This window comes from Elusimicrobiota bacterium, from assembly GCA_016721625.1.
Lineage (GTDB): Bacteria > Elusimicrobiota > Elusimicrobia > FEN-1173 > FEN-1173 > JADKHR01.
This window is the reverse complement of record JADKHR010000001.1, coordinates 2,587,791-2,612,438: the sequence shown is the minus strand read 5'-3', so window position 1 is coordinate 2,612,438 and position 24,648 is coordinate 2,587,791. Positions and strand designations below refer to the sequence as shown.

Annotated in this window: 20 protein-coding genes; 7 read left to right on the top strand and 13 right to left on the bottom strand. The window is 61.8% G+C overall.

What is annotated here, in order from left to right:
• Positions 1–23 precede the first annotated feature (23 nt).
• From ybeY to IPP35_11415, 6 genes are all read right to left on the bottom strand, one after another.
• Positions 24–491 carry an rRNA maturation RNase YbeY gene (gene ybeY, locus IPP35_11440; GenBank protein ID MBL0059690.1) on the bottom strand — a complete coding sequence of 156 codons (468 nt, stop codon included), beginning with the start codon at positions 489–491 and terminating at the stop codon, positions 24–26.
• Positions 488–2,008 carry an HDIG domain-containing protein gene (locus IPP35_11435; GenBank protein MBL0059689.1) on the bottom strand — a complete coding sequence of 507 codons (1,521 nt, stop codon included), beginning with the start codon at positions 2,006–2,008 and terminating at the stop codon, positions 488–490. Before IPP35_11435 ends, ybeY begins: the two co-directional genes overlap by 4 nt.
• Before the next feature lie 5 nt (positions 2,009–2,013).
• Positions 2,014–3,006, bottom strand: a complete 993-nt coding sequence (locus IPP35_11430) for a PhoH family protein (GenBank protein MBL0059688.1) — start codon at positions 3,004–3,006, stop codon at positions 2,014–2,016.
• 22 nt (positions 3,007–3,028) lie between these two features.
• On the bottom strand, positions 3,029–4,843 hold the full coding sequence (gene aspS / locus IPP35_11425; GenBank protein ID MBL0059687.1) for an aspartate--tRNA ligase: 1,815 nt from the start codon (positions 4,841–4,843) through the stop codon (positions 3,029–3,031).
• A gap of 34 nt (positions 4,844–4,877) precedes the next feature.
• Complete coding sequence (locus IPP35_11420) at positions 4,878–6,128, bottom strand: histidine--tRNA ligase (protein ID MBL0059686.1); 1,251 nt, start codon at positions 6,126–6,128, stop codon at positions 4,878–4,880.
• Between the two features lie 75 nt (positions 6,129–6,203).
• A complete protein-coding gene (locus IPP35_11415) occupies positions 6,204–6,683 on the bottom strand; it encodes a hypothetical protein (protein MBL0059685.1) in 480 nt (159 codons plus the stop codon).
• Between the two features lie 395 nt (positions 6,684–7,078).
• Here IPP35_11415 and IPP35_11410 point away from each other — a divergent pair, with 395 nt between their 5' ends.
• On the top strand, positions 7,079–7,810 hold the full coding sequence (locus IPP35_11410) for an acyltransferase (protein ID MBL0059684.1): 732 nt from the start codon (positions 7,079–7,081) through the stop codon (positions 7,808–7,810).
• Positions 7,811–7,818: 8 nt separating this feature from the next.
• Here the strand turns inward: IPP35_11410 and IPP35_11405 are convergent, their stop codons facing one another.
• The 4 genes from IPP35_11405 to IPP35_11390 form a co-directional block, all read right to left on the bottom strand.
• Positions 7,819–9,186, bottom strand: a complete 1,368-nt coding sequence (locus tag IPP35_11405) for a PEP-CTERM/exosortase system-associated acyltransferase (protein MBL0059683.1) — start codon at positions 9,184–9,186, stop codon at positions 7,819–7,821.
• Positions 9,187–9,188: 2 nt separating this feature from the next.
• Positions 9,189–10,568 (bottom strand): glycosyl transferase family 1, encoded by a 1,380-nt coding sequence (locus IPP35_11400; protein ID MBL0059682.1) that lies wholly within the window; start codon positions 10,566–10,568, stop codon positions 9,189–9,191.
• 80 nt (positions 10,569–10,648) lie between these two features.
• On the bottom strand, positions 10,649–11,749 hold the full coding sequence (locus IPP35_11395) for a radical SAM protein (GenBank protein ID MBL0059681.1): 1,101 nt from the start codon (positions 11,747–11,749) through the stop codon (positions 10,649–10,651).
• A 34-nt stretch (positions 11,750–11,783) separates the two neighbouring features.
• Complete coding sequence (locus IPP35_11390) at positions 11,784–12,269, bottom strand: hypothetical protein (GenBank protein MBL0059680.1); 486 nt, start codon at positions 12,267–12,269, stop codon at positions 11,784–11,786.
• Positions 12,270–12,768: 499 nt separating this feature from the next.
• On the opposite strand from IPP35_11390, the gene IPP35_11385 reads away from it, so the two are divergent.
• From IPP35_11385 to IPP35_11360, 6 genes are all read left to right on the top strand, one after another.
• The gene (locus IPP35_11385; protein MBL0059679.1) at positions 12,769–14,481 is read left to right on the top strand and encodes an FG-GAP repeat protein; all 1,713 of its coding nucleotides are present in this window, start codon (positions 12,769–12,771) and stop codon (positions 14,479–14,481) included.
• Positions 14,387–14,653 carry a hypothetical protein gene (locus IPP35_11380; GenBank protein MBL0059678.1) on the top strand — a complete coding sequence of 89 codons (267 nt, stop codon included), beginning with the start codon at positions 14,387–14,389 and terminating at the stop codon, positions 14,651–14,653. Before IPP35_11385 ends, IPP35_11380 begins: the two co-directional genes overlap by 95 nt.
• Before the next feature lie 40 nt (positions 14,654–14,693).
• Positions 14,694–16,457, top strand: coding sequence for a PorV/PorQ family protein (locus IPP35_11375; GenBank protein ID MBL0059677.1), 1,764 nt, complete (start codon positions 14,694–14,696; stop codon positions 16,455–16,457).
• A complete protein-coding gene (locus tag IPP35_11370) occupies positions 16,454–17,863 on the top strand; it encodes a HAMP domain-containing histidine kinase (protein ID MBL0059676.1) in 1,410 nt (469 codons plus the stop codon). The genes IPP35_11375 and IPP35_11370 overlap by 4 nt, the downstream gene beginning before the upstream one ends.
• A complete protein-coding gene (locus IPP35_11365) occupies positions 17,860–18,555 on the top strand; it encodes a response regulator transcription factor (GenBank protein MBL0059675.1) in 696 nt (231 codons plus the stop codon). Before IPP35_11370 ends, IPP35_11365 begins: the two co-directional genes overlap by 4 nt.
• A 153-nt stretch (positions 18,556–18,708) precedes the next feature.
• Positions 18,709–20,667: a patatin-like phospholipase family protein gene (locus tag IPP35_11360; protein ID MBL0059674.1), complete on the top strand. Its 1,959-nt coding sequence runs from the start codon at positions 18,709–18,711 to the stop codon at positions 20,665–20,667.
• Between the two features lie 173 nt (positions 20,668–20,840).
• Here IPP35_11360 and IPP35_11355 read toward each other — a convergent pair whose 3' ends face one another.
• From IPP35_11355 to IPP35_11345, 3 genes are read right to left on the bottom strand one after another with little or no spacing between them, the layout of a single operon-like run.
• Positions 20,841–21,674 (bottom strand): PD-(D/E)XK nuclease family protein, encoded by an 834-nt coding sequence (locus tag IPP35_11355; protein ID MBL0059673.1) that lies wholly within the window; start codon positions 21,672–21,674, stop codon positions 20,841–20,843.
• Positions 21,671–23,038 (bottom strand): TldD/PmbA family protein, encoded by a 1,368-nt coding sequence (locus tag IPP35_11350; GenBank protein ID MBL0059672.1) that lies wholly within the window; start codon positions 23,036–23,038, stop codon positions 21,671–21,673. Before IPP35_11350 ends, IPP35_11355 begins: the two co-directional genes overlap by 4 nt.
• Positions 23,038–24,609, bottom strand: a complete 1,572-nt coding sequence (locus tag IPP35_11345; protein ID MBL0059671.1) for a GAF domain-containing protein — start codon at positions 24,607–24,609, stop codon at positions 23,038–23,040. Before IPP35_11345 ends, IPP35_11350 begins: the two co-directional genes overlap by 1 nt.
• Positions 24,610–24,648 lie beyond the last annotated feature (39 nt).

Here is a 24,648-nt window from a genome sequence, read left to right as displayed (position 1 = left end):
GGATCAGGACGTGGACCAAGGACTCAGACGGAGGCGTTTTTCACGACGCATTGGACGATGGGTTCCTGAGCGGCCCACATGCGGGCCTTTTCGGCGGGTTCGTAATCGGTGTACCCCAACAAATGCAAACTTCCGTGCACCACCAGGCGGACAAGCTCCTCCGCTGGCGAAACACCAAACCGGCGGGCGTTGACCCGGGCTTGGTCCACGGCAATGTAGAGATCCCCGAAAGGCTCGTCCCCCCGCGGGCCCAAAGGAAATTCGCCCATGACGCCGGAAGGTCCGTGGCGGAAAGCGATGACGTCCGTAAACCGGTCCGTTCGGCGGAACCGCCGGTTCATCCGGCGGAGGTCTTCCCGCGTGGTCCACACGATATTCATTTCGCCCCGGGGCACCGGGCGGCGACCCGCAAAGACTCGCCGAACCGCCCGCCGGGCGAGATTCTCCACCCCCGCCGGTGGGGTCCCCCGAGCCGCGAAAAGGATTTTCACTTGGCCCGCGGCGGCGGGGAACGATGTTCCAGGTCGGTTTCCTGGCTGGTGGGGTAATGGACGCGGGTGTGGTAGACGCCCACCAAGGTGTTCACGAAGGAGTCCTTCACTTCCTGAACCTCCGCCAGAGTCAGGGGGACCCGGTCAAACTGACCGTCGACGATTTTAGCGTCCACGATCCGTTCCACATGGTCCGCCAACCGCTGATGGGTGGGATCCTCCAAGGTCCGGCTGGAGGCCTCCACGGAATCGGCCAACATCACCAAGGCCGTCTCTTTGCTGTGGGGCTTCGGACCCGGATACCGATAGAGGTCCTCGTTGACGCTTTCGGAACCGCCGGTCTGCTCAATGGCTCGCCGATAAAAATATTCCACGCGGCTGGTGCCGTGATGCATCAAGACGAAATCCGATATCATTCGATCCAAATTGTGCCGTTGAGCCAGGGCCAATCCGTCTTTGACGTGAGCTTGAATAACGATTCGGGAGAGGTTGGGCGGCAGGAGTTCGTGGGGGTTTCCGAGGGCCCCCTGGTTCTCCACGAAATATTCGGGTTTGACCATTTTCCCGATGTCGTGGAAATACGCCCCCACCCGACAGAGGAGCGCGTTCGCCCCGATCCGCTCGGCGGCGGCCTGGGCCAGGGACGCCGTGATGAGAGAATGATGATAGGTTCCGGGCGCTTCCAGGCTCATCTTTTTCAGGAGCGGATGGTTGACATCGGAGAGTTCCAAAAGACGGATGTTGGAGAGACGGGAAAAGAAAATTTCAAGGAACGGCAGAAGAGCCAGGACGAGGAGTACGGAGGCAACGGCCCCTCCCGCCACCCACCGCATGGTGGAGAGGACCTGGTCCATGGGCCACCGTTCTAAGAGCGCCAGTATGACGACCGCCGCCCACCCCCCCCCGGCCACCCACACCCCCGCCAAGGTCAAGTCGCGCCGGGTCCGAACGCGGAGGGATCGCGCGACCCCGGCCATGCCGCCGAAACAGACCACGAGGGATCCTTCAAGAGAAAATGCGTTGAGGAGTCCAAAAAGGAGCGCCAGCACGAGCGTGAGAACGACGCCGATCCGCGGGTGGATGAGGACCGTCACCAAGATGCTCACCGCCGCCAGCGGCATTCCGTAGGGGGACACCCAGCCTTGCCGGAACCACAATTCCATCCCAAGCACGGCCCCCACCACCAGAATCCCCACGAGAGCAATGGCGTCGTCGTCATGGTAAAGTTCGGGATGGTCGTGGCGAATGAAGAGACGGAACAAGCCCACGAGCCCCGTGGTCAGAAGCAACACCGCCACCAAGGCCCGAAAGCCGGGCCCCAATTCGGAGAAAAGAACCGCCGAGAGCATGGCCCAGACCGTGAGGGCCACCAACCACGTGGGGACGTGAACCTCCCGGTGCAAAAAGAGAGAAGTCCGCGGGCCCGGCAGAGGGCCGCTTTTTTCCGTCCAGTGGAGCAAACGGAGGAGGAAGGGCCTCAGGGAATGGCTTACGAACTGAAGGAAAAGGTTCGGCATGGGGGTCAGGCCGGTGAGCCCGGCGGGTCCTTTCGGCGGGCGTCCCAGCTGTCGTAGGCCTGGATGATGCGCTGAATAAGCGGATGGCGAACCACGTCGGTCTCGGTGAAACGAATGAACTCTACCCCCTCCACGCCGCGAAGAACCTCCTGGATCAGCACGAGCCCCGACAGGTTCTTTTTCTCCAAATCGATCTGGGTCACGTCCCCGGTGATGACCATGCGGGACCCGTTCCCCAAGCGGGTGAGGAACATCTTCATCTGTTCCGGCGTCGTGTTTTGAGCCTCGTCCAAGATGGCAAAGGCATCGTCCAGGGTTCGACCCCGCATGTAGGCCAGGGGCACGATTTCGACGATTTCCTCCTCCCGCAAAGAGCGAAAGCGCTCCGCGCCGACCATGGTATGGAAAGCGTCGTAGAGAGGTTTGAGGTAGGGATGGACCTTTTCGTAAAAATCCCCCGGCAGAAAACCCAGTTTTTCCCCCGCCTCCACCACCGGGCGCGTGAGGACGATGCGGGAGACGGCACCCCGCTCCAGGGCCGCGATGGCGCAGGCCACGGCCAGGTAGGTTTTTCCCGTGCCCGCCGGACCGATGGCGAACACCATGTCTTTTTCCTGGACCGCTTTCACGTAGGCCCGCTGGGTGGGCGATTTGGGGCGGAGGACCTCCCCCGTCACGGTTTTTAGAACGGCGTCCGCTGGGGTGGGCCCGCTGGGGACGCCGGGGTTCGGAACCTCCACGGCCTCCACCGGGCCGCCCTGCCGACGGGAGTGGGCCGCCGCACGTTTCATTTCTTCCAACGTGGCCAGGGCTTGCTCCACGGGTTTCGGCTTTCCCCGCACCGCCAGGGTAAGCCCCCCCTCTTGAAGCCGTTCCGAGGGACGAACAAAGACCTGGACGGCAAACCGCCGTTCGATCTCCTTGATGTTCCGATCCCGGGGACCGAAGAGGAGAACCGCTTCTTCCTGGTCCGCCAGGGCCATGCGTCGGGTCACCATGAATCGCCCCCCTTGGACTCGATCATTTCAAAGGCGCGCCGGGCGTCGGAACCGGTCCGCTCGGGCGGGAGATCTTGAGCGCCAGTTCCCTCAAAAGAAGGGTTTCATCCACCGTGGAGGGAGCGCCGCTCATGGGGTCGGCCCCCTTCTGGGTTTTGGGAAAAGCGATGACGTCCCGGATGGAATCTTCCCCCGTCAGGAGCGCCACCAAGCGATCCAAGCCGAGGGCCAATCCGCCGTGGGGCGGGGCGCCGTAGTCCAGGGCGTCCAGGAGGAACCCGAACTTGGCCCGGGCAGAGGCCGGATCGATGCCGAGGACTTCAAAGATTTTCGATTGGAGGCCCGTTTGGTGGATCCGCAGGCTCCCGCCGCCGATCTCGGATCCGTTCAACACGATGTCGTAGGCTCGGGAACTCAAGGACTCCAACGGTCGGTCGGTCCACCCCTCCATCAACATTTTTTCATCTTCGGGCGCCGGGCGAGTGAAAGGGTGATGGACGGCGTTCCACTTCTTATCCTCCGCGCTGAATTCGAAAAGCGGGAAATCCACCACCCAGAGGAATTTGAAGACGCCTTGGGTCTTGGTCCACCCGGCCCGTTTGGCCAGTTCCAGCCGGAGCGGCCCCAGGTAGGCCGCCACCTGGGCGGCGGGTCCGGCGCCGAAGAAAACGATGTCGCCGGTCTTGGCTCCCACGGCGCGGGGGAGTTCGGCCAGTTCGGTTTCGCTCATGAATTTCGAAATGGAGGATTCCGCCCCCTTCTCCGTCATTTTGAGCCAGGCCAGACCCTTGGCGCCGAAGGTTTTCACCCACTCCGTCAGCTTGTCGATTTCCGCCCGGGAAAGAGCGGCCCCGCCGGGATAACACAGGGCCCGCACCACGCCGCCGGCGGCCAAGGCTTTCGCGAACACCTGAAAACCCGTCTTAGCGAAAACGCTGGAAACTTCCTGAATCTCCATCCCGAACCGAAGGTCCGGCTTGTCCGAACCGTAACGAGCCATGGCCTCCGCGTAGGACAACCGGGGGAAGGGGGTTTCCACGTCCTTACCAAGGGCGGCCTTGAACACGTTCTTCAACAGTCCCTCCACCAGGCTCAGAATATCTTCCTCTTCGATGAACGACATCTCCAAATCGATCTGGGTGAACTCCGGCTGTCGGTCCGCCCGCAGGTCCTCGTCACGGAAACAACGGGCGACTTGGTAGTAGCGGTCGAAACCGGCCACCATGAAGAGCTGTTTAAACAGCTGGGGCGATTGGGGCAAGGCGTAGAAATTCCCCGGCGAGAGCCGCGAAGGCACCAGAAAGTCGCGGGCTCCCTCGGGCGTGGACTTGGTCAGGAAGGGCGTTTCCAGTTCCAAAAATCCGTTGTCCGCCAAGAAGCTCCGCACCGTCTGGGTGACCCGGTGGCGGAGGATCAGATTTTTCTGAAGAGGGGGCCGGCGCAGGTCCAGATACCGGTATTGAAGCCGCACGTCCTCGCTGGCGTTGGAATGTTCGGAAATTTCAAAGGGAGGGGTCCGGCTGGGGTTCAGGATTTCCAAGGTTTCCACCCACACCTCCACGGCCCCCGTCGGAAGGTGGGGGTTTTCGGTGCCCGCGGGCCGCGGCTTGACCTCGCCGAACACTTCCACGACGAATTCCCCCCGCAGGGCCTCGCCCTGGGCGAACACCTCCGGACGTTCCGGATGGAAGACGAGTTGAACCAACCCTTCCCGGTCCCGCAGATCAATGAAAAGGACGCCGCCGTGGTCCCGCCGGTTATGAACCCAACCGGCGAGGGTGATTTTTTTTCCTACCTGCTCCGGCCGAACTTGGCCGCAATAGACGGTTCGTTTCACGAGAGGGGCTCCACGGCGATGCGATTGAACAGCTTCAGCTCCACCTCCGCCAGGGGACTTCCTCCTGACGGTGGTGGCGCAAATCTTTAAGGACAACCGCTCCTCGTTTGAGTTCGTCTTCCCCCACCAGGACCAGCCAATCAGCCCCCCATCCGTCGGCGGCGCGGAATTGGGCCTTGAGACTTTTCGAAGACACCCCCAGTTCAACGGCCACGGGGGCGCCTTCCGATTGGGATTGAACCCGCAGGTCCCAAGCCAACTTGAAAGCCGTGGCGCTGGTCCCGGCCCCGGCCTGGGCCAAAAATATTTTCCGGAGCGGACGGTCCGCGAACCCCTGGACCTGGAGCGCCCGGGCGACCCGGTCCACCCCGAGAGCGAACCCCACGGCGGGCGTGTCCGGCCCGCCCAGCAGTTTGACCAACCCGTCGTAACGCCCGCCAGCGCCAATGGCGTCCTGGGCCCCCTGTCCCGGAGCCGTCACCTCAAAAACCGTCCGCGTGTAATAGTCCAGGCCCCGCACCAAACGGGGAGACTCCTCATAGGGGAAGGCGGCGCTCTTTAAGAGGGCGAGCACCTCGTCCCGGTGAAGGCGACAGGCGTCGCAGAGGTGGTCGGCCATCAAAGGCGCGTCCCCGAACTTCGCTCCATCCGCCTTGCAATCCAGAGCCCGCAGGGGATTTCGTTCCAACCGTCGAACGCAGTTTTCACAGAGCTCGGATTTTCGGGCGGCGAGATACCCGCTCAACGCGGTCCGGTAGCCCGGCCGACAAACGGCGCACCCGATGGAATTGATCAAAAAGCGAAGGCCCTCTTTAAGGCCCGAACGTTGGAGGATGTCGCGAACCAACAAAAGGGTCTCGGCGTCGGCCTGGGGAGAAGGGTTTCCGAAAAACTCGGCCCCTATCTGCCAGAATTCCCGGTACCGTCCAGCCTGGGGCCGTTCCGCCCGGAACATGGGCCCCCCATACCAGAGTTTCTTGGCCGAAGCCGACTGGTCCCATCCGTGTTCCAAATACGCGCGCACCACGCCCGCCGTCCCTTCGGGCCGGAGAGCCAGGGGCCGGCCGCCACGGTCCTCAAACAAATACATCTCTTTTTCAACGATGTCGGTCGTATCCCCCACGGCTCGGGAAAAAAGGTCCGCGCTCTCGAAGGACGGGGTCCGGATCTCTTCGTACCCATAGGCCCCAAAACAGTTCGCCGCGCTCTCTTCCAACCGGCGGAAGGAACGCCCATCAAGACCAAAGATGTCCCGGGTTCCCCGGGGAGCGCTGGCACGTGTCATGGTGGTTGGGATCAAACTCCCGCGGGGATTTTACCACTTTTCCCGCGCCTCCTTGGAACACCCGAAGGACCGTCTTCAGGAACGCCCCAAACCCATCTTATCCAATTCCTCCATCAGGATGTCGGAGGGCTTGAAGGCTTGGGCGCGGGACCGGACGGCGGCGGCCCTTTGACGAAGGGAGGCGTCGTCCAAAAGTTCCCCCGCCAGGCGCGCCACGGCGGAAGCGACGACGCGGTCGGCTCGGATGGTTTTTCCAAGCCCCGCCCGCTCGGCGAAATACATGGTGGAAAACTGGTCCAGATTCGAGGCCACCCCGATGAATGGAACGCCCCCCAGAAGGCATTGATTGACGCTCCCGCTCCCGCCATTATGAATCACCAGGTCCGCCGGCCGGCAGGTTTCTTGGCCCGAGAAATAAGGAGAAACGTGCAATTCCAGCCGGTCCGGCGCCGGAGGGTGGGCAACCTTGCGGGGCCCCGCCGCCAAGCTCACCATGCGCCCCACATGGGCCAGGGTCACGGCCTCGGCGACGAAAAGGACCCGCTTTCCGCTCATAACAGTAGTCTAACGGGGGAACCCCACCCAGTCAAGGGGATCGCGTTGCCCGCAACGAGGAACTCTTCTTCGCGGGTGTTCCTCCATGCGGAGGGATACCACGCCCAGTCCCCGTAGGCTTTGGGCCGCACCGGTTCTCCGGAGCGGCTACAACATCCGCCAGTGGACGATCATTTCGTAGACCAGACCAACGCCGCAGGTCTCTCGCGCAAACCTCCCCGCTCCCTTGCACGTCCAGTGTCAGACGAGTAGAATGATGATTCAACCCGTCGCCCACTGCATCCAAAGGGGAGGATGGATTGACCGTGGCACCCATTCCTCGAGCCATCTTGCGCAAGGGCTCGGTCCTCTGCAGAAAACGGGAGCCGGGAGGAGCGTCCGGTCGGGGAGGGGCGATGGCCCCTTTTGCGGGTTTCGTTGACCGGGACGAGGACCAAGTCGAAAAAGGGGAAACTCACGTGCGGAATATCCCGTGGCCTCAAAGGATCGCCGCTTTTGTTCTGATGGGGATTTGGATGGGAGTTGCCGGAGGAATCGCCAGACTCCTTGTTCCCCGGTTGCCCGGGGCGGGGCCCTTTTTGTATTTCTTCGCTTTCGCCACGGCCTGGGTGATCGTGGGCTTAGGAATCCACCGCGCGTTGATGGGCTTTTTCCCCCTGCGGGAGGGGGACGTTCCCCCGGGGTCTCGGCAGGAGTTCATCTACCATGTGTTCTATTTGCCGTTTTTGTTTTGCCTGTTCTATCCGCTCGCTTTTTCGGGAATGATCCCCATCCCTCTCACCCGACTTTTCTTTTCGCTTTTTGGCGCGCGACTGGGTCGAAACACTTACCCCGGCGCCGGCATGATATTTGATCCGCGTTTCGTCACGGTGGGAGACCATGTGATTATGGGATACCAATCCTCCCTGATCCCCCACGCGATCGAAGGAGCGAACCGGGTGTCGCACAGCCCCATCCGGATCGGAGACAACGCCGTGATCGGCGTCAACGCGGTGATCCTGGGCGGCGTCACGGTGGGGGAAGGCGCCGTGATCGCGGCGGGGGCGGTGGTTCCCAAATCCACGGTGATCCCTCCTCGGGAGATCTGGGGAGGCCTGCCCGCCCGCCGGATGGGTCAAGTGGAATAGGAAATTTCTCAGACGACCCGAGCCCCAAACACGGCCCCTGGGGAGGTTAGCTCAAGAGATTCTTCCCGCGCTTCGAAGCGATTTAGTAATTCTTCCAGGGGTGATCGCCTCCCCTGGCGTTGTGCGAGGATCTCCTTAAAACTCTCCCGCAGTCCCTGGAAGTGGAGGAGCCGTCCCTCCACTTCCGACAACCGGATTTGGTAGTTTCCGGACCCGAGCGCGTGGAGGACGATGCCCTGGCCCTCCATCATCCCGACGAGGGAATCCGGGAGGTTCACCCGCCAGGTGGTTAGCCGGAGCCCTTTGCCCACCCAGTAGAGCAGACGCATCAGCCCGAGCGCCACCACCGCGGCCTTCCGACATTCCCGCACAGAGAGCGGCCCGCCGTCGGGGTCCAATACCCCCTGGATCGGCACCCGATGTTCCGGCGCCAGGGCGAACCCCGCGATCGCCCCTTCCTTCTTCGAACTCCCTGGCGCGTTCAACACCAACCGCACCGCCCCCGCCGCCCGGCCCTCTCGGTCCAGGGCCGCCAATTGAATGGATAGCCCCTCCCTTCGTTCCGGAGGGTTCAGGCCCCTGACCTTCTCCAACACCGCCTCCGAACTCGCCACCTGGAACCGGAACCCCGCCAGGTCGAAACTTTCCGCCTCCAAAAGCGCCGGCAATTGGAATTGGTTCGCCGGGGCGCCCGTCCGCGCTAGGGTTTGGGTCAACACCCGGCGGAACCCCAGCATGGGTTCAGCCACGTCCACCGATCGCGCCACGAAACAGGCCCGTTTGCCGTGGTAATCGATCTCCGGGCTCACCTGGCGGAACTTCATCTTGTGGTGTTTCAATAGGAGCCACAGTCGCCGCTCCGCCATGATGTAGAGGTCGGTGGCGTGGATCGCGCGCATCACCGTGAACATCAGGTGAATCAGACCCAAGAGCACGATCACCCGGTTGTCCAGCCCCTCCGCCGTCGCGGGGGGTTTCACCGACAGCTTCCGCAAGTAAAAGTCCAGTTCCCGGAACCCCTCCTCTCCCGCCTTGCCCCGCAGGGACCGCGTGAGCGCGAAGCGGGAGACCTCCACAATCTTCTTGGAGGAGGGATTTTTGTCCTGGTAGTGGGATTCCACGAGCTGTAAGGCGGGCAAACCCAGCTCGGAGTTGAGGATCAACCGGATGGTGCCCACCACCCGCCCCTGGCCGTCCAGGGCGGCCATGTGGATGGCGCGGGAATCGAAGGCGTCTTTCTCCAGCCCTGCGGGGTGATCTTCGGGTTTCTCGTAGCCGTACTCCTCCACATAGACCTGGTAGCGGAGCCGGTGGACGGCGTCCAGCAGGTCCGGCGTCGTGGCCACCAAAAACCGGAACTCCCCAATCGCATACATGGTTACCTCCCCGCCGGGCCATTGGCGACCGGCGTCTTTTGGATCGATTCGTCGGCCACGTGGGGGTTTGCGCCGGTTTCCTGAACGAGGGTTTGGTAGAGGTTCAGCTCCCAGTAGCGGCTCACCGCGCCACGCAAGAACGTGATCAACGGCACCGCCGCGCGCTCGCTTCGAACCCCCAGGATTTGATCCACCCACCCGTGGAACGCTTCCGGAGCCGATCGGAGGGCCAGCCGGCGCGAAAGAGCTTCCGCCGCCGCCTTTGCCGCGCGGGAGGAAAGCAGTTCCCCGATCACCTCCCGCCAGGCATACGTTTTCGCCTCCCCCGCCAACACCATCCGACCCGCGCCCGACCGCGCCACGGGTTTCATCACCATGCACTGGTCCATGTTGGCCGCGATCCCCAAAACGGGGATCCCCGCCGTGAGGGCTTGAGTGACGCCGCCGGCCCCGCCGTTATTGATCGCCAGTGCCGCCCTTTGACAGAGCGGAAGGCCCGGTAGATATTCCGCCACGAAGACCCGCCCGGCAACGGGGGCCACCGTCGTCCTTCCCGCCGTCGCCACTGCCACCGTCACCGGCATATCCGCCAACGCCGCCAATACATTCGTAAGGAAATCCGTCCGACCCGTGGACCCGGCGGAGAGGTAGACCAACGGCTTGTCGGTGGGCAGATCCGCCCACCAAGGAGGGAGAGGCACGTCCGGCTCCCAGAGAACCGGTCCGATGTGGCGGTGTCCGGCGGGCGCCCCGGGCGTCGGGGCCAGGTCCGGCAGGTCCGCGTAGGCCGTGTAGTCCCCCGCCGAATAGACGCCCCGCAGATCGTGCGGGAGAGCCGCCAACCCATGCTCCCGCCGCACCCGGTTGAAAGCCCGACTGTGCAGACGAAAAACCAGGGGGATGATGGAGTCCAGGAACTTCTTCCCAAAGCGGAACCCCATCCATTGGACGGGCATGATGTCCAAGAGGGCGGGAACTTGAAAAGGTTCCTTGGACCAGGGGCTCCAGTGGGCGTTGACGACGTTCATGTAGGGGACCCCCGCCACGGACGCACTGATGGAGAGGGACGGGCGGAAATCGCCCACCACCAGGTCGGCGCGGAGCGACTTCAAAAGATGAATGTCTTCAGCGACCTGGCGGCGCAAAAAGGGCGCGTCGATCAGGGGGTGCCCCTTCTCCAGGCGGCGGCGGAACTCCTCCGCTCGGAGGGACGTAGCGCGGCGGCGGCCGAACCGGGCCGGGATGAACCGCTGGTCCCGCTCTTCGCAGGCGAACACCACCTCGTAGGAATCGCTCGGCAGAGACTCCGCCAGGCTGATCAACCGGCCCACGTGCGCCAGAGAAAACGAACCCGGCATGAAGAGAACCTTTTTCTTGTCCATGACACCCTCCTTAAAGATAGGACGGGGACTGCAAATGAAAAATTGCACCCCGATCCGACTTCATAAAACTCGACATCCCCTCATTTCGACAGAACCGGCTGGGGGGAGTCCATTTCCGCTCCGTCAACGAGATCGCCCGTTGGCATCGCGACCGGCCCCGTCGATTCGACATCACGGGGCGCCGGACTCAGCACGACGCTTCCCACCGGCGGCACCCCACGCCTGTGCACCAAACCCCGGAGCCAACAAACTGTGGAGCGCAGGGGGGTGAACAAACGATCTTTCACACGCACTATCAACTCCTTCCGCACCACTTCATCCATTTTTTTGAGCATGTCATGCCGCAAGGGATCCTTGCAGGCCGCGCACATGGCCGGCGATTGGGTGCAACGGAAGATGTCCCGCTGACGCGTTTCAATGTCCCCCCACGATTCCTGACAAACGTTGCCGAGCACGTTCACGCGGCGCATGTCGTGCGCACAGGGAAGCACCTCGCCTTTCCAACTGATGAACGGCATAACAGCCGAGCGCACGCACGGGCGGCCGTTAAGACCCGCTGAATCCACCGTGGACATTCCGGGCACGGCCGAGGCCGTTCCGGCACGATCATGCATCCGTTGTGGGCGAAAGTGCGTGACGCCTCGCTTCCGCCAGAAGGCTTGAATTTCCGCCTCGCGTTCGGCGTTCTCGGCCGTCACGATGTAGTTGATTTGGACGCGCGTGTGCCCCCCCGCCAACCGGGCCGCACGCACCGAGTCATCCACATGGGTCAACGTTTTCTCGAATTTTGCGCCGGGCATGTTTTGCTCGTAGGTCCTGGGGTCCAACCCGTTGAAACTGATGCCCAACGTGTCCAGCCCGGCCGCCAACAAAGGGGGCAGGGTCTTGGCCGTCAAGTTCGTGCCGTTGGTGGTCACCCACGTGTGCGTCTTAGGGAAACGGGTCTTGACCATCCGAACGAATTCCGACAACCGCGGGTTGAGCGTCGGCTCACCCATGCCGACGAATGAGACAGAGTCCATCCGCCCCAAATTCAAGCCGTCTAAAAAACGGGAGAACGTTTCTCTCGTCATCAGCCCGGATTCCGGGACCAGTTCCCGTGGACAATAGCGGCAGTGGACGTTGCAGAAGCTGGAGACTTCCACCTCAAAGATGCGGAGGCCCAACAATTTTGAGATCATGGCATCGCTCCTTTGTAGGTATTTCCGCCCGCTTTCATCGTTCGCTTCTGTTCAGACTGGCGTTGTCTGCCGGGGATGAAATTCGCTCCACTTGCACGGGAGCAACGACTTTTTCGGCCACTGGTAAGGGTCGACGAATGCAACGGGCGGGAATGCCCGCCCAGGTTTCGCCTTGACCGATGCGGGTGAATTTCGGGACCACCGATCCGGCGGCCACGATGGCGCCCTCCCCGATGGTCACCCCGGCCAGAATAACGGCGTTGACCCCGATGGTGACACGGTCGCCGATGCGAATAGCGTAATGGGCCAATCGCCCTCCCTCCATGACGTGGGCCGTCACAGTCGCCTGATAGCCAAAAATAACATCCCGCCCCACTCGGATGAATGGGGGGTCCGTCAAGGCGCAACGGCTGGGATAGCTGTTGGAGTTGATCTCCATTCCCCACAGGCGACAAAAAAGCCGGCTCAAGGGGGGCGGAATTATTCCGGAAAAAACGGCCGGGTAATAAAGGAAGAACATGAACGGGAGATGAAACACGTTGTAGGCCCATTCCCCGCGGGAATCGGGAATTATTTCCCCGGCGGGAAGCGGCCGCCAGAATCTTCCGGTCCGATAGAGGAGGACGCCGAAGGCGAGGTAAGAAAAAACGAAGATCCCCAACAAGGAAAGACTGCCCAAGGAAGGAACTCCTCGCGAAATCCCCCAAACGGCCAAAATCGCCACCCCCCACCAAACAGAGAGCAGTAGCATCATCGCGACTCGTTGAACCCAAGGAATGTTTCTCATGGTTGCCTCCTCCGGCGCCGGGGAAAAGTTTCACCGCCCGGCCTTTCGTTACCACCAGTCTACCGAACACCTATTTCACCTGGATTTCAGTCAGGTTACCCCTGTGTTAAATCTGTAAATCCATGTTTTTTTGGGTGGCGATAAGACTTGCAGAAAATCGTAACAGGCTTATACTTACCCCATGGGCGACGTCCCGAGAAACCGAACCTTCCCTCCATTGGGTGTGCTCCTGGTGATTTTTTTTCCCCTTTCCGCCAGGGCCATCGTCAACGTCCAATCGGGGGAAGAGAACGTCGATATTTTTAATGACCGCTTCCCCACAAGCGCTTATTGGACGCCAGCGGTTTTAGCGGCGGGAGACTTCAATGGGGATGGGAGGGACGATGTGGCAGTGAGTCTACCCCGGACCAATTATCAACACGAAATCAGTTTGTTTTTTGGCGGCTCGTCAGGTAAAACGCTCTTTTCGGCAGACGAGGACCTACGCATCTTGGCGAATTACTATATTTTCAACTCCGATTCGTTGGGCTTCGCGGATTTGGATGGAGATGGGAAAAAGGAGTTGGTCATCGGCAATTCCCAAAACGCAACGAGCGATCGGGGAGAGATTCATATCATCCGGGGGTCCATGGCCCCTCCTTCCGTGATGGACCTCAACACGACCCCCGGTGATCTCGTGATCCTTGGGAAACCTCAATCTCTTCTGGGCAGTTCCCTCGTGGTGGGCGAATTTAACGGGGACGGGCGGGAGGACCTCCTGGTGGGCGCCCCCGGAGTGAACGAATGTTACTTGGTGTTCGGCGGATCGGTGCCCCTGGCGGGGACCATCGATCTCGCTGGGTCACACCCTCTGCCTGTTATCCGGGGCACAGGGAATTTGGGGTCGTTTGTAACCAAGGGAAAATTCAATGGAGACGGGTGGGACGATCTTGTTCTCTCGGCTCCCAACGCGGACGTAGGAGGTCGAACGGACAACGGGGAAATTCACATCTTGTTCGGCGGGAGAACATTCCCCTCCCTTTGGATACTCGGAAGCCCCGCGGCGGACGTGCGGGTGTGGGGCGCGTCCTCCCAGTCACATATAAGCGGAACCGCCGCGGGCGACTTGACGGCGGATGGTCGGGACGAGCTCTTGGTTCATTTGGGCCCATTCAACTCTTTTCCCCCTGCCGCCGTTTTTCCCGGGACCGACATCTCCGCCGGACGGATTTTAGATTTATCCACGAGCGCTCCGAACGCGGTGCAGAGCTTTCCGATTTTGGCCCCAAATTATTCGTTACCGGGGATGGGCGGGTTCCACGATTTTGACGGGGATGGAATTCCCGATCTATTCCTTATGGAGAATAGAGGAAATTTCCGCAGAGTTTTGGCCATGCTGAGCACGGATAACGGCCCGGGGGGGTTCGATCTGAACGCTTTGAACGCGAGCTCTCTGGTCTGGGACGGAAACTTCGGCGACATCGCCTTTGCCGACCTTAACGGAGATGCGTTTCGGGATCTGGTGGTCTTTGACGATTTCGGTATCACGTACCAAGCCCCCTACGGCGCCGTCAAGGCGGTGTATGGGTTCGAACCGCTCCGCAACCCCTCGGTCCAAATCAGGCCCCGTTCCCCCCTCTCCCCGGGTGAAGCTGGCGATCACGGTGGGCGGGGATCCTCAGGAGATGAAGCTTTCAGGCGATGTGGCCGACGCCTTTCGAGACCAATGGATCCCCTATCGGAGCGATCCGGAAATCACGTTTACTTCGGGGGAAGGAACCAAAACCGTTCAAGCGGTTTTTCGCAACAGCGTGGGCCGGGAGAGCGAAAGGGCGGAGGACTCCCTCGTCCTCACCCCGGGGGAACCCGGTGTGATCACCGGCACCAACCGTCTTCGCCCGGGGACGAAGGCCGCTTTCGATTGTCACGTCACGGAATCGACCCGCCTGCGGGCCCAGGTTTTTGACGCTCAAGGCGAGGAAGTGCGGCCCTTGCTGGACATGACGGTGGAACCCGGCATCGTCCCGGTGGTGTGGGACGGGGCCGATTCCCACGGGAATCGAGTGGATCCGGGGGTCTACTTCCTGATATTGGAACTCCACGGCGAGCGGATCACCAATAAGATCCTCGTGGACTAGAATGTTTTTTTTCCAACGATGTTCAACCGGCGCGACCGGGGTGCGGATCCCGATCTTTGTCATTGCGTTCCTTGGCGCGTTCCTCCGACCACCGGTATCTTCGGCCGCGGGACTGACTTTGTTAGACTGGTCGCCGGGGGTTCGGGCGGAAGGGATGGGTGGCGCCTTCGCGGCGGTGGCGGACGACGCCGGTGCTCTCTTTTGGAACCCCGCTGGGTTGAACCAACTCCCACTGTCGGAGGTCGCCTTCAGCCACACAGAGGATTTTGGAGACCAATCGCGAAACGACCTTCGTTTGGTGCGGCCGGCCTGGTGGGGCCAGGAACGGCGGACCTGGGGGGCCCGGGTGGCTCACGCCTCAGTGAAATCCTTCGATCTGGTGGAGGACGGCGCGGTGACTGGCAGTGCGGGTCCGCAAGAAACCTTAGTGGCCTTCTCTTTCGCCCAACCTGTGGGCCCCCTCTCGGCCGGGGTGACCGCCAAGGCGATCCGACAGGACCTCACAACGGAATCCGGACAGACCTGGGGGGTGGACCTCGGAGCCCTGGGGCGCCAGGGACGCTGGTCCTGGGGGGTGGGCCTCAACAACCTGGGCCCGAACTTAAAAATTGGAACGAGTTCTGTGGGCCTCCACCCGTCCCTGCGCCTGGGGGGCGCCGGGGTGTTCGGCGCGCCGAAACGACCGGGGGGGCGCTCCCCCTGGCTGGTGACCGGGCAAGTGGAACCCTTTGAGGACGGAACAGTTCGTTCCCGACTGGGAGTGGAGTTCGCCCCGCTCCCCATGGGGCTGAGGGTGAGGGTGGGATACCGTTCTCTGCACGGAGCCGACAGCTTTTTGGACACACTCGTTTTCGGGGCTGGATTTGAGAAGGGTCGGTTCCAATTGAACTACGCCTTCCTTCCGGGAGAAACGGTGGGTGATTCCCATCGCTTGGACGTTTCGGTTCGGTTCGGAGAGCGTTTGCCGGAAGAAGCTCGTCTCGAAGAACAGCTCGCCCTGGCGGAAAAACATTTCAAGGCGAAGCAGATGGTGAAAGCCCGTGAAACCCTGAGGGAGGTTTTCGCCCTTTCGCCGTCCAACGACCGGGCGAAGAAACTGTCGCACTCCGTCGAGGCCCGTTTTTCGGAAAGTCTCGATCCGGAGACACTGTTGATCCTTGGGGACCAAGCCTTCAAAGAAGGACGCTTCGAGGCCGCGGCCGACTTTTTTCGCAAACTTCTGGAGGTTCAACCCGACCACAGGGAAGCCCGGGCGCTCTACGATTCCGCGGAGGCCCGGGCGGGGGCCGCCCGATTGGCCCAAGCCGCGAAAACACTCCAACAGGAACAACGCCGGGAACAGGACGACCGTCGTCGAAGGGCTCGCCGGTTTATGGACAAGGAAGAGTGGGCCTCGGCCCTGGACCAATGGTTGTCGTTGTTGGAACTGGTCCCAGATTCCAAAGAAGCCCAGGCCGGCGCCTCTTCTTGCCGGGAGGCCCTCTACCAGGACGCCGAGAAGGCTCGCCGAAACGACCGCCTGGAAGAAGCCCTGCGACTCTATCAGGCATCCCGCGCCGGCGGTATGAACTACAAAGACAGCGCCGTTCGAGCTAAAGACATCGAAAGGTCGCTCCAGACAAAACGGCAAGAACGGTCGAATCAACTGTTTGAGCAGGCGGTGCGCGCCTACGATATGAAAGATCTTGCCAAGGCATTAAATTTGTTCGAGCAAGCGGCGCGCTTGGCTCCGGAAGATAATAAGATTCAAAGGGCCTTGGAACGCGTGAGAAAAGAAATCGGGACGAAGGCCCCTCGCCCATGAACCTACGCACGAGGATCAGTCTGTGGACGGTGTCTCTGCTGGTGGCGACGTTAGCCGCCGTTGGGGCGGCGTTGTACGGAAGCGAACGACTTCACCTTCAGGCCCAGGCCGAAAAAACGAGCCTGGCTTGGATGGAAGGGTTCGCCCAGGCCTGCCGTGACGCCGTCCTGGTTCAGGATCATTTGGCGGCCATCAACGCGGCTCGCGCCCTCCAACGGTCCCCCGCCGTTCGCGAAGCGACCTGCGCCGACAGCGTCGGGCGGCCGCTCGTTCCTCTTCAGTCCCCCGTAGAGATCCCATCTCAGGCAAAAACCATATCGGTGTCCCAAGGAATGGAAAAACAAACCTGGCGAAAATTGAAAGGCGAAACCCTGACACGATTATCTTTGAAAGTCACCGCCAATGGAAAACCGACCGCCGTAGCCGCCGTGGTGTTCTCCCAGACCGCCGTCGACCAGGAGATCCAAGCCGTGTTGAAAGACACAACACGGCGATGGGGGAATGCCTTCTTCGTTGTCCTCCTTTTGGGCATCGGGGGGTCGGTTCTTTTGGCGCGCGGGTTAACCGGCCCCATTTTGCGAATTGCTGAGGGAACCCGGGCCGTGGCCGAAGGGCGCCTGGACCACCGGATCCACCTCCATCGAAAAGACGAGTTGGGCCGACTGGCGGAGGACTTTGACCGGATGGCCCTCCGCCTGGCGGAGTTGGACCGCATGAAAGAAGATTTCGTGGCCAACGTCACCCACGAGCTTCGCTCGCCCCTGGCCGCCATTGAAAGTTACTCCGTCCTAATCGATAAAGACGTTCGGGGCGGGCGCATCGCCAACGCCGGAGAGCATCTCACCATCGTCCGAAACAACGCCACGCGGCTGGGCCGGTTCATTAACGACCTGCTGGACGTGGCCAAGATTGAGGCAAAGGGCCTCGATGTTCGCCCCGCCACCGTGCGCGTGGCGGAGTTGGTCCGCGAAGTGGTGGACCTCTTCGCCGCCAAAGCCCTTGAAAAATCCATCGTTATCGAACTCAATGTCCCGGCGGATCTGACCGTCTGGGCGGACCCGGACAAACTCCACCAGGCGATGACCAACCTGACGGCGAACGCGCTTAAATTTACCCCGGCCGGCGGTCGGGTTTCCCTGGCGAGCGTGGTCACGCCCGGGGAAATTCGCCTAACGGTCTCCGACACGGGGCCCGGCATCGCCCCCGCTGACCAGGAACGAATCTTTAACCGATTTGAACAGGCCCGCCCATCGCAGGACCAGGTGAAAGGGCCGAAAGGAACAGGGCTCGGATTGGCCATCGCCAAAGGCCTGGTGGAAGCCCAGGGAGGACGGATGGAACTCACCAGCGCGCCGGGCCGTGGGAGCGTCTTTTCCATTATTTTTCCGGTCCGGTCCACCCTATGAGCGGCGCGCGTGTTTTGGTCATCGACGACGAACCGGATTTCCGACGGTTGATCGAGGAACATCTGACCGGAGAAGGGTTTCAGGTGATCATGGCCGAGGACGGGCGGGAAGGCGTGAACCGGGCGCGGGAAGGCCTTCCGGACTTGATTTTACTGGATTGGAATCTGCCGGGCATGGACGGCACCGAAGTCTGTCGATTATTAAAAAGCGATCCCAAAACCCAGGACATCCCGATTCTCATGTTGACCGTACGCGGACGGGAGACCGACACGGTTCTCGCTCTGGGATTGGGGGCGTGCGATTTCATTTCGAAACGAGCCCTGCGTCCCCGGGAATTGGCGGCCCGGCTCCACGTGGCGCTCCGGAAAGGCCGACCCGCAATTCCAGAACCTGAAACGATTCGCCATGGGCCCTTGACCTTGGACGTCACCCGGCGGCGTGTCACCCTGGACGGGACCCCTGTGGAACTGAGACCGAAGGAATTTGATCTTCTCCATGCGTTCTTAAAACGCCCGGGCCATGTTCTCACGCGGGCTTTCCTCACCGAGAGCGTCTGGGGCAACCAATATTTCGGGAGTACCCGGACCATCGACACCACGTTGGCCCGCGTCCGGGCCAAACTGGGTCCGTTCGGAGAGCGCCTTCGATCGATAAAAAACATCGGTTATGTGTTCGACGAAAGGGAAACTTGAGGACGTCTAGTCAGTTGGAAAATCTCCCCTGAACCAGCCGAAAGGGCCCCATGAGAATTTCCCCACAAAAACGCATCACCGACAAAATCTGACCTTGACAAAGCCGTCCTCTGGGTGTTCACTTAAAGGGGACCCCGGGCACGGGGGTACAAAATGGCACACACACCGGAATGGACACCTTTGCTCCGCAAGATTCCCCTCCTCGCTCAATTCCGCGAGGAGGACATGGCCCGCCTGCACCCGATCTTCCATTCGATCACCTTAAAACCCGGCGAGACCCTTTTCCGTCAGGGGGACGAAGGCGGGGCGCTTCATGTCCTCCTTTCCGGCCAGATCGAGGTGGTGCAGCGGCTGGACGGGCGCGACCGCCTGATCGCCACGCTGGGGCGTCGAGGAGACCTGGTGGGCGAGATGGCCCTGCTCGGAGGCGAAAACCGTCCCGGAACAGCATCGGCCGTCCGCCCCAGCGAACTGCTGGAACTCCGTCGGGAAGAATTCGAGGCCGTTCTTCGAAAAAACCCGACCTTGGCCTTGGCGGTCACGCGATATTTATCCCAACGGCTGATGCAGGCGGTCCACCGTCCGCCGGCGTCGCCGACGCCGGGGCGCGTTTTCGCTTTGGTCGGGTCGCTCCCGCCGAAAAAACGACTCTCGTTTGTCCTGAACCTGGCCCTTTCCGCCCTGCAACAGTCCCGGCGGCGCGTCCTTTTGGTCGAGGTGGTGGAGGAAGAAAGCGTATCAGCTATTTCCCGGTTAGGCCCTGAAGGCCGCTCGGCCCCGCGCGACATGGATCTTCAAGACTTCCAAACGCCCGAGGGCCTTCGATCCATTGCGCTCGCGCACGCGTCGGGCCTGGATGTCATTTCCATATCGGAACCTCTGCTCGGCGGGCGTCTTTTCGGCGGGCTCTATCCGTTGGTGACAACGGCCCGGCGGGATTGGGATTTTGTGTTTATCTCGCTACCGGCCCGATCCTCCCGGGCGGCCCGAGCCCTTTGGGAAGAGGCGGACCGGACCCTCTATGTGCGCGAAGAATCCGCCGAGCGAGGCGGACCGCTGTGGCGCGAAATGGAAAGCGTCGTCCCGGCCCCCCGGTTGGACCTGGTGGAATTGCAGAAAATTTCTCTTCCCCGCCGGAACCGGCCCGGCCGTTACTATATCCCCTGGGGAACCGCCCACAACGGACTTTTCTTATCCTCTGAAAACGCCACCGCCCAACAAGGGCTGGACCGCATGGCCCGTCATTTGGTGGGGCTCCGGATCGGTTTTGCCATGGGATCCGGGGCGGCCCTGGGCTATTCCATCATCGGGATTTTGCGGGCCCTGGAACGGAACGGCATCTTTCCGGACCTTTTGGCCGGCACCTCCATGGGGGCCTTGATCGGAAGTTTTTACGCGGCGGGAAAAACGGTGCCCGAACTGGAGGAGATCGCTCTCAGCATCACCAAAAGCCGGCTGTGGTCCATGGCGGACCTCGCTCTTCCCTGGAAAGGCGTCGTCGTGGGCAACGGCGTTTTGCAATTTTTGAAATCCGTCATCGGAGACGTCAGCTTCGACCAGTTGCGCCTGCCCTTCGCCTGCGTGGCGACGGACATCAACACGGGAGTAGAAAGGGTTTTGCGCCACGGGGCCGTGGCCGAAGCGGTGAGAGGGTCCCTTTCCCTTCCGTTCTTTTTCGAACCATTCTTTTGGCAGGGCCGATACCTGGTGGACGGCGGCTTGGTGAACCCCGTGCCCACCTCCATCATCCAAGCCATGGGCGCCGACATCACCCTTTCCGTGAACATCACCACCGCCCCTTCGGTCAAACGCCTCCCGGGCCAGCGGGCCAGGCGCCCCTCGGTTTTCAACCCGCTTCATGGCCCCCACATTTTTAAGGTCATGGCCAAGACCCTTTACACCATGCAGTATGGGATCGCCCAGGCGGGAGCCAACGAGGCCGACGTCGTCATCGCCCCGGACCTTTCGGATTTCGCCTGGCTGGAATTCCATCGGGCGGCGGACATCATCAAGGTGGGGGAGGAACAGGCGGAAAAGGTGATGCCAAAAATTCTATCTAAACTGCCCTTCTTCAACGAAAACGCCCGCATTCCCCTCCGAAAACCACAGTAGATCTCCCGCTTAACCCGGAAAATTCAGTTGCACGCGAGGACCGAGATGGAAAAGATGACCCTTTTTACGAAACAAAAAAGTGAGGGCGTAGCTGGGACTACGGTCGAACTTTTTTGTGAAGTAAAAAGGGTCAGATTTTACGTCGAATCCCGTGGGCAACTGAATTTTCCGGGTTAACCCACCAAAGACTCGAGCGTGATCCGGACCGGACGGGGTTGCCCCTCCAAGTCCCATTCCCGGCGGCAAATCGGTTGATACTCGCACCAATGACAGCGGAGAGGCTCAAAAGAGCGGGGAAACTCTTTTTTTTCTTCCGCCTGCCGGAGCCGTTCGACCATGGCCGATAATCGGCGCGAGACTTGCGCCATGTCGGCGGCCGAGGGCGCTGGAAAAAACACGGGCGCCTGGAGTCCCGCCGCCCCTTCCGCCCCGTCCCCTTTCACGAAAACGTCGAAACAGAGGGCCTGGGGGGGCCGCCCGAACATCCGTTCGCAGGCCCAGGCGTAGAGGACCAGCTGGGTCTTGTCCGCGCGTTTGGGATCGTAGGGTTTGTTGGACGTCTTGAAATCGTGCAGGACCCAGTCGGTGTCCAACAGGTCGAACTGCCCGGTCAGTTCATGGTCCCCCGGCAGGGGCAGGCGGAACGAACATTCCACGCCGCGAGGCGCGGGTTGAAGCGAGGGCGCCCGCTCGATTAGGAAACGTTCCAGGAAATGCTCTCCCAGAGCGCGGAGGTAGTGGGGATCTGACGGGCCCCGAAGGAATTCTTCAGGAACCGAAGCCAGGCGTTCGTCCAAAACACGGCGGAAGAAATCCCCCACCTCCCGGGCCGGTAAATCCACTCGGGACTCGATTTTCTGCATGAAATTGTGTTCGAGAGATTCATGGATGGCCACGCCGAAGGCCAATTCCGGTTTGGCCGGAGCGGGGGTTTCCAGGACATAGCGGTATTCATATTTTTTTGGACAGAACCCGTAACTGCCGATGCGGGAGTAGCTGGACCTCACGCCGCGCCTCCCACCACCACGCGGGGAATCCGGAGGGTGGGAAGCCCGTCGGAAACGGGAACGTTCTGCCCCTCCTTGCCGCAGGTTCCCACCGACCACCCCAGATCCCAACCGACGCGGTCGATGGAACGAAGAACGTCCGGCCCGTTGCCCAACAGGTTCGCCCCGCGGACCGGGTTCTTCACCCGCCCCCCCTCCACCCAAAACCCCTCCTCCACCTCAAAAACAAAATCCCCCGTGGCCGTATTCACCTGCCCACCGCCCAGCCGGGTGACGAAAAGGCCCCGTTTCAATTCCTGGAGGATCCGCCGGGGATCGTCCGGCCCCGGGGCGATGAAGGTGTTGGACATGCGGGGAATGGGCCGATGAGCGTAGGATTCCCGCCGCCCGTGACCGTTGGAGAGACGCCCCGCGGCGCCGGCGGTGCGGCGATCATAGAGGTAGGTCCGCAGAACGCCGTTTTCGATCAGGACGGTCCGTTCCGAAGGGGTTCCTTCGTCGTCCACCCCGAAGGAGCCCCTTTGGCCGGGAAGGGTGGGGTCGTCCAAAACAGAGATTTTTTCTCCCGCCACCACGCGCCCGATTTTGCCGGCGTAGTGGGGCGAGCTCCCGTCTTCAATGCTGTCGGCCTCGAGGGAATGGCCCACCGCTTCGTGGATCAGCGTGCCGCCGGCCTGGGCCGCGATCACCACGGCCATCTCCCCGAGCGGCGCGGCCGGCGCCGCCAGTTTGGCCAGGGCCCGCCGGGCGGCTCGGGCCGCGAGGGCCGAGGGGTTCGCTCGGAGCAAATCGTTCCAGCCCCCTTGAATCGCGGTCACCTCGTACCCGCTTTGGCGCTGTCGTCCATCCGCCGCCGTCACCTGCGCCACCAGCGTCACGTAAGACCGGCTCTCGGAAAAGGCCCGGCCTTCCGCCGTCACCCCGGCCACGTTTTTGGAGAGTTCCCCCAACGTTAGGCGAACCTGTCGGATCCGGCGGTCCCGCCGCGCGGCTCGGTCGGCCCGGGCCAACCAGCGGACCTTTTCCTGAGCGGGGGCTTCATCGGGTTTGACGGTGGGAGGAGCGAAGGCCAAAAGCGGACGCCGAGAAACCGCGGCCTTCCGCTGGACCAAGGTTTGGGCGAGGGCGTGAAACGTGCGGGCCTCCTCGCTCGTCGGGCCCTGAGACAGGGGCCGGCGGGCGTCCAGGGAAGCGAAACGAACGTTTCCAGCCAAAGCCCGCAGACCGATTCCCGCGTCGGAAGCGTCCACCGCCTCTTCCAGCCGACCATCCTCCCAGCGAAGCGTCCGCCGCCGGGACTCCTCGACGTAGATTTCCAGTCCTTCGGCCGCGCGCCCAAGTTCTCCCCAGCGCGCCCTGGCCATCAATCTTCCGTGTGCCAGCTGGTGGTGAACACGGACCCTCGACCCACCACGGACCGCACGCGGAGGGTCCCGCCGTGGGCTTCCACGATCCGTTTCGACAAGGCCAACCCCAGCCCCACGCCGTCCACTTGTCCGGTGAAAGACTCCTCCACCTGGTAGAACTTTTGGAAAATCCGGGGGATCTCTTCAGAGGGAATGCCGGCGCCCTCGTCTTCAACGGAAATGAGCGCTTCCCCGTTCTCCACCCGCCCGAAGACGCGGATGAGTTTTTGAGGCTTGTGATCGAACTTGGCCGCGTTTTCAATAAGGTTCCGCATGACCTCGCCGAAGCGATCGGGATCGGCGGAAATGGCCGGTAGGGCATCCAACCCGTTGTCCAACGCCACTTGGGCTCCCCGGCGCGTCAAGTCGGGCGCCATCGAGGCCACCGTCTTTTCCAGCACCGGAAACACCCGCATGCGGCGCCTGGTCAATGCCACGGTTTCGGCTTCCACGGTGGCAAAGTTGAGCAGTTTCTCCACCAGTTGGGCCAGTTTTGCCCCCTGATCCCGGATCGCGCTCAGGCCCTGGCGTTGGATCGGGGTGAGAGACTTGTCCTCTAATAGAAGCGGCGCGAATCCCGTGATGGCCACGAGCGGCGTCTTCAATTTGTGGGAAATGACGGAAAGGAAGTTTTGTTTCAGCCGTTCTTCGCGGCGGGCGTCGGTCACGTCGCGGAAGAGGAAAAGCCATCCCGCTCCCTCCTGCAAGGGCTGAAGGGTCCCCCGCAGGACCAATTTTTTCCCCATATCCCGCACGAGTTCCATGGAAACGGTTTCGCGGGAGGAAAGGGCTTGTTTCCAGCCGGGCCGCGGTTCAAAGGAACGGCCCACCTCGGCCAACGGCCGCCCGGGCGCTTGGTCGGGTTCAACACCCAAGAGGCGCGCCCCGGCGGGGTTCACCAAGGTCACCGCCCCCGCTTCGTCCGCCAAAAGCGCGCCATCCGACATCTCGTTCACCAACCGGCCCAAGGTCTCTTTTTCTCCCTGGAGCCGGGCGAAGAGGCGGGCGTTTTCGATGGCGACGGCGGCTTGGGCTGAAAAAATTTCTAAAGCTCGCCGATCCACCGACGTGAATCCGGGCGCGCCGGTTTTGTTGATCCCTTCCACCACCCCCAAGAGCCGCCCTTGGCGAAGAAGGGGGACCGCCACCACTTGCCGGGTGACGAAATCGCTACGGTCGTCCACCCGAGGGGTCCAGCGCGGATCGCTTTGAACGTCGTTGACGATGAGCGGAATTTGGTGCGAGGCCACCCACCCAGCCAAGCCTTCGCCGGGGTTTAAACGCACGGTTTTGACTTTTTCCCCGGCGGTCCCCAGCGCCACGTCGAAATAAAGTTCCCCGGTTTTTTCGTCCTTGAGGAGGAGGGAACCGGACTCGGCCCGCACAACGCGCGCGGCCAGTTCCATCACCGTCCGGAGCAGGGCCGACAATTCCAGGGTGCCCGACAAAGCGCGGCTGGCCTCCAGGAGGGTTTCAAAGTCCGCCGCCGTGAGGGGGCCGGCTTTTTCGGAAGGGATCGGTTCAGTCATTTTTTGGAAAGGAAAAAACAGAGCGCCACGGCCGAAAAA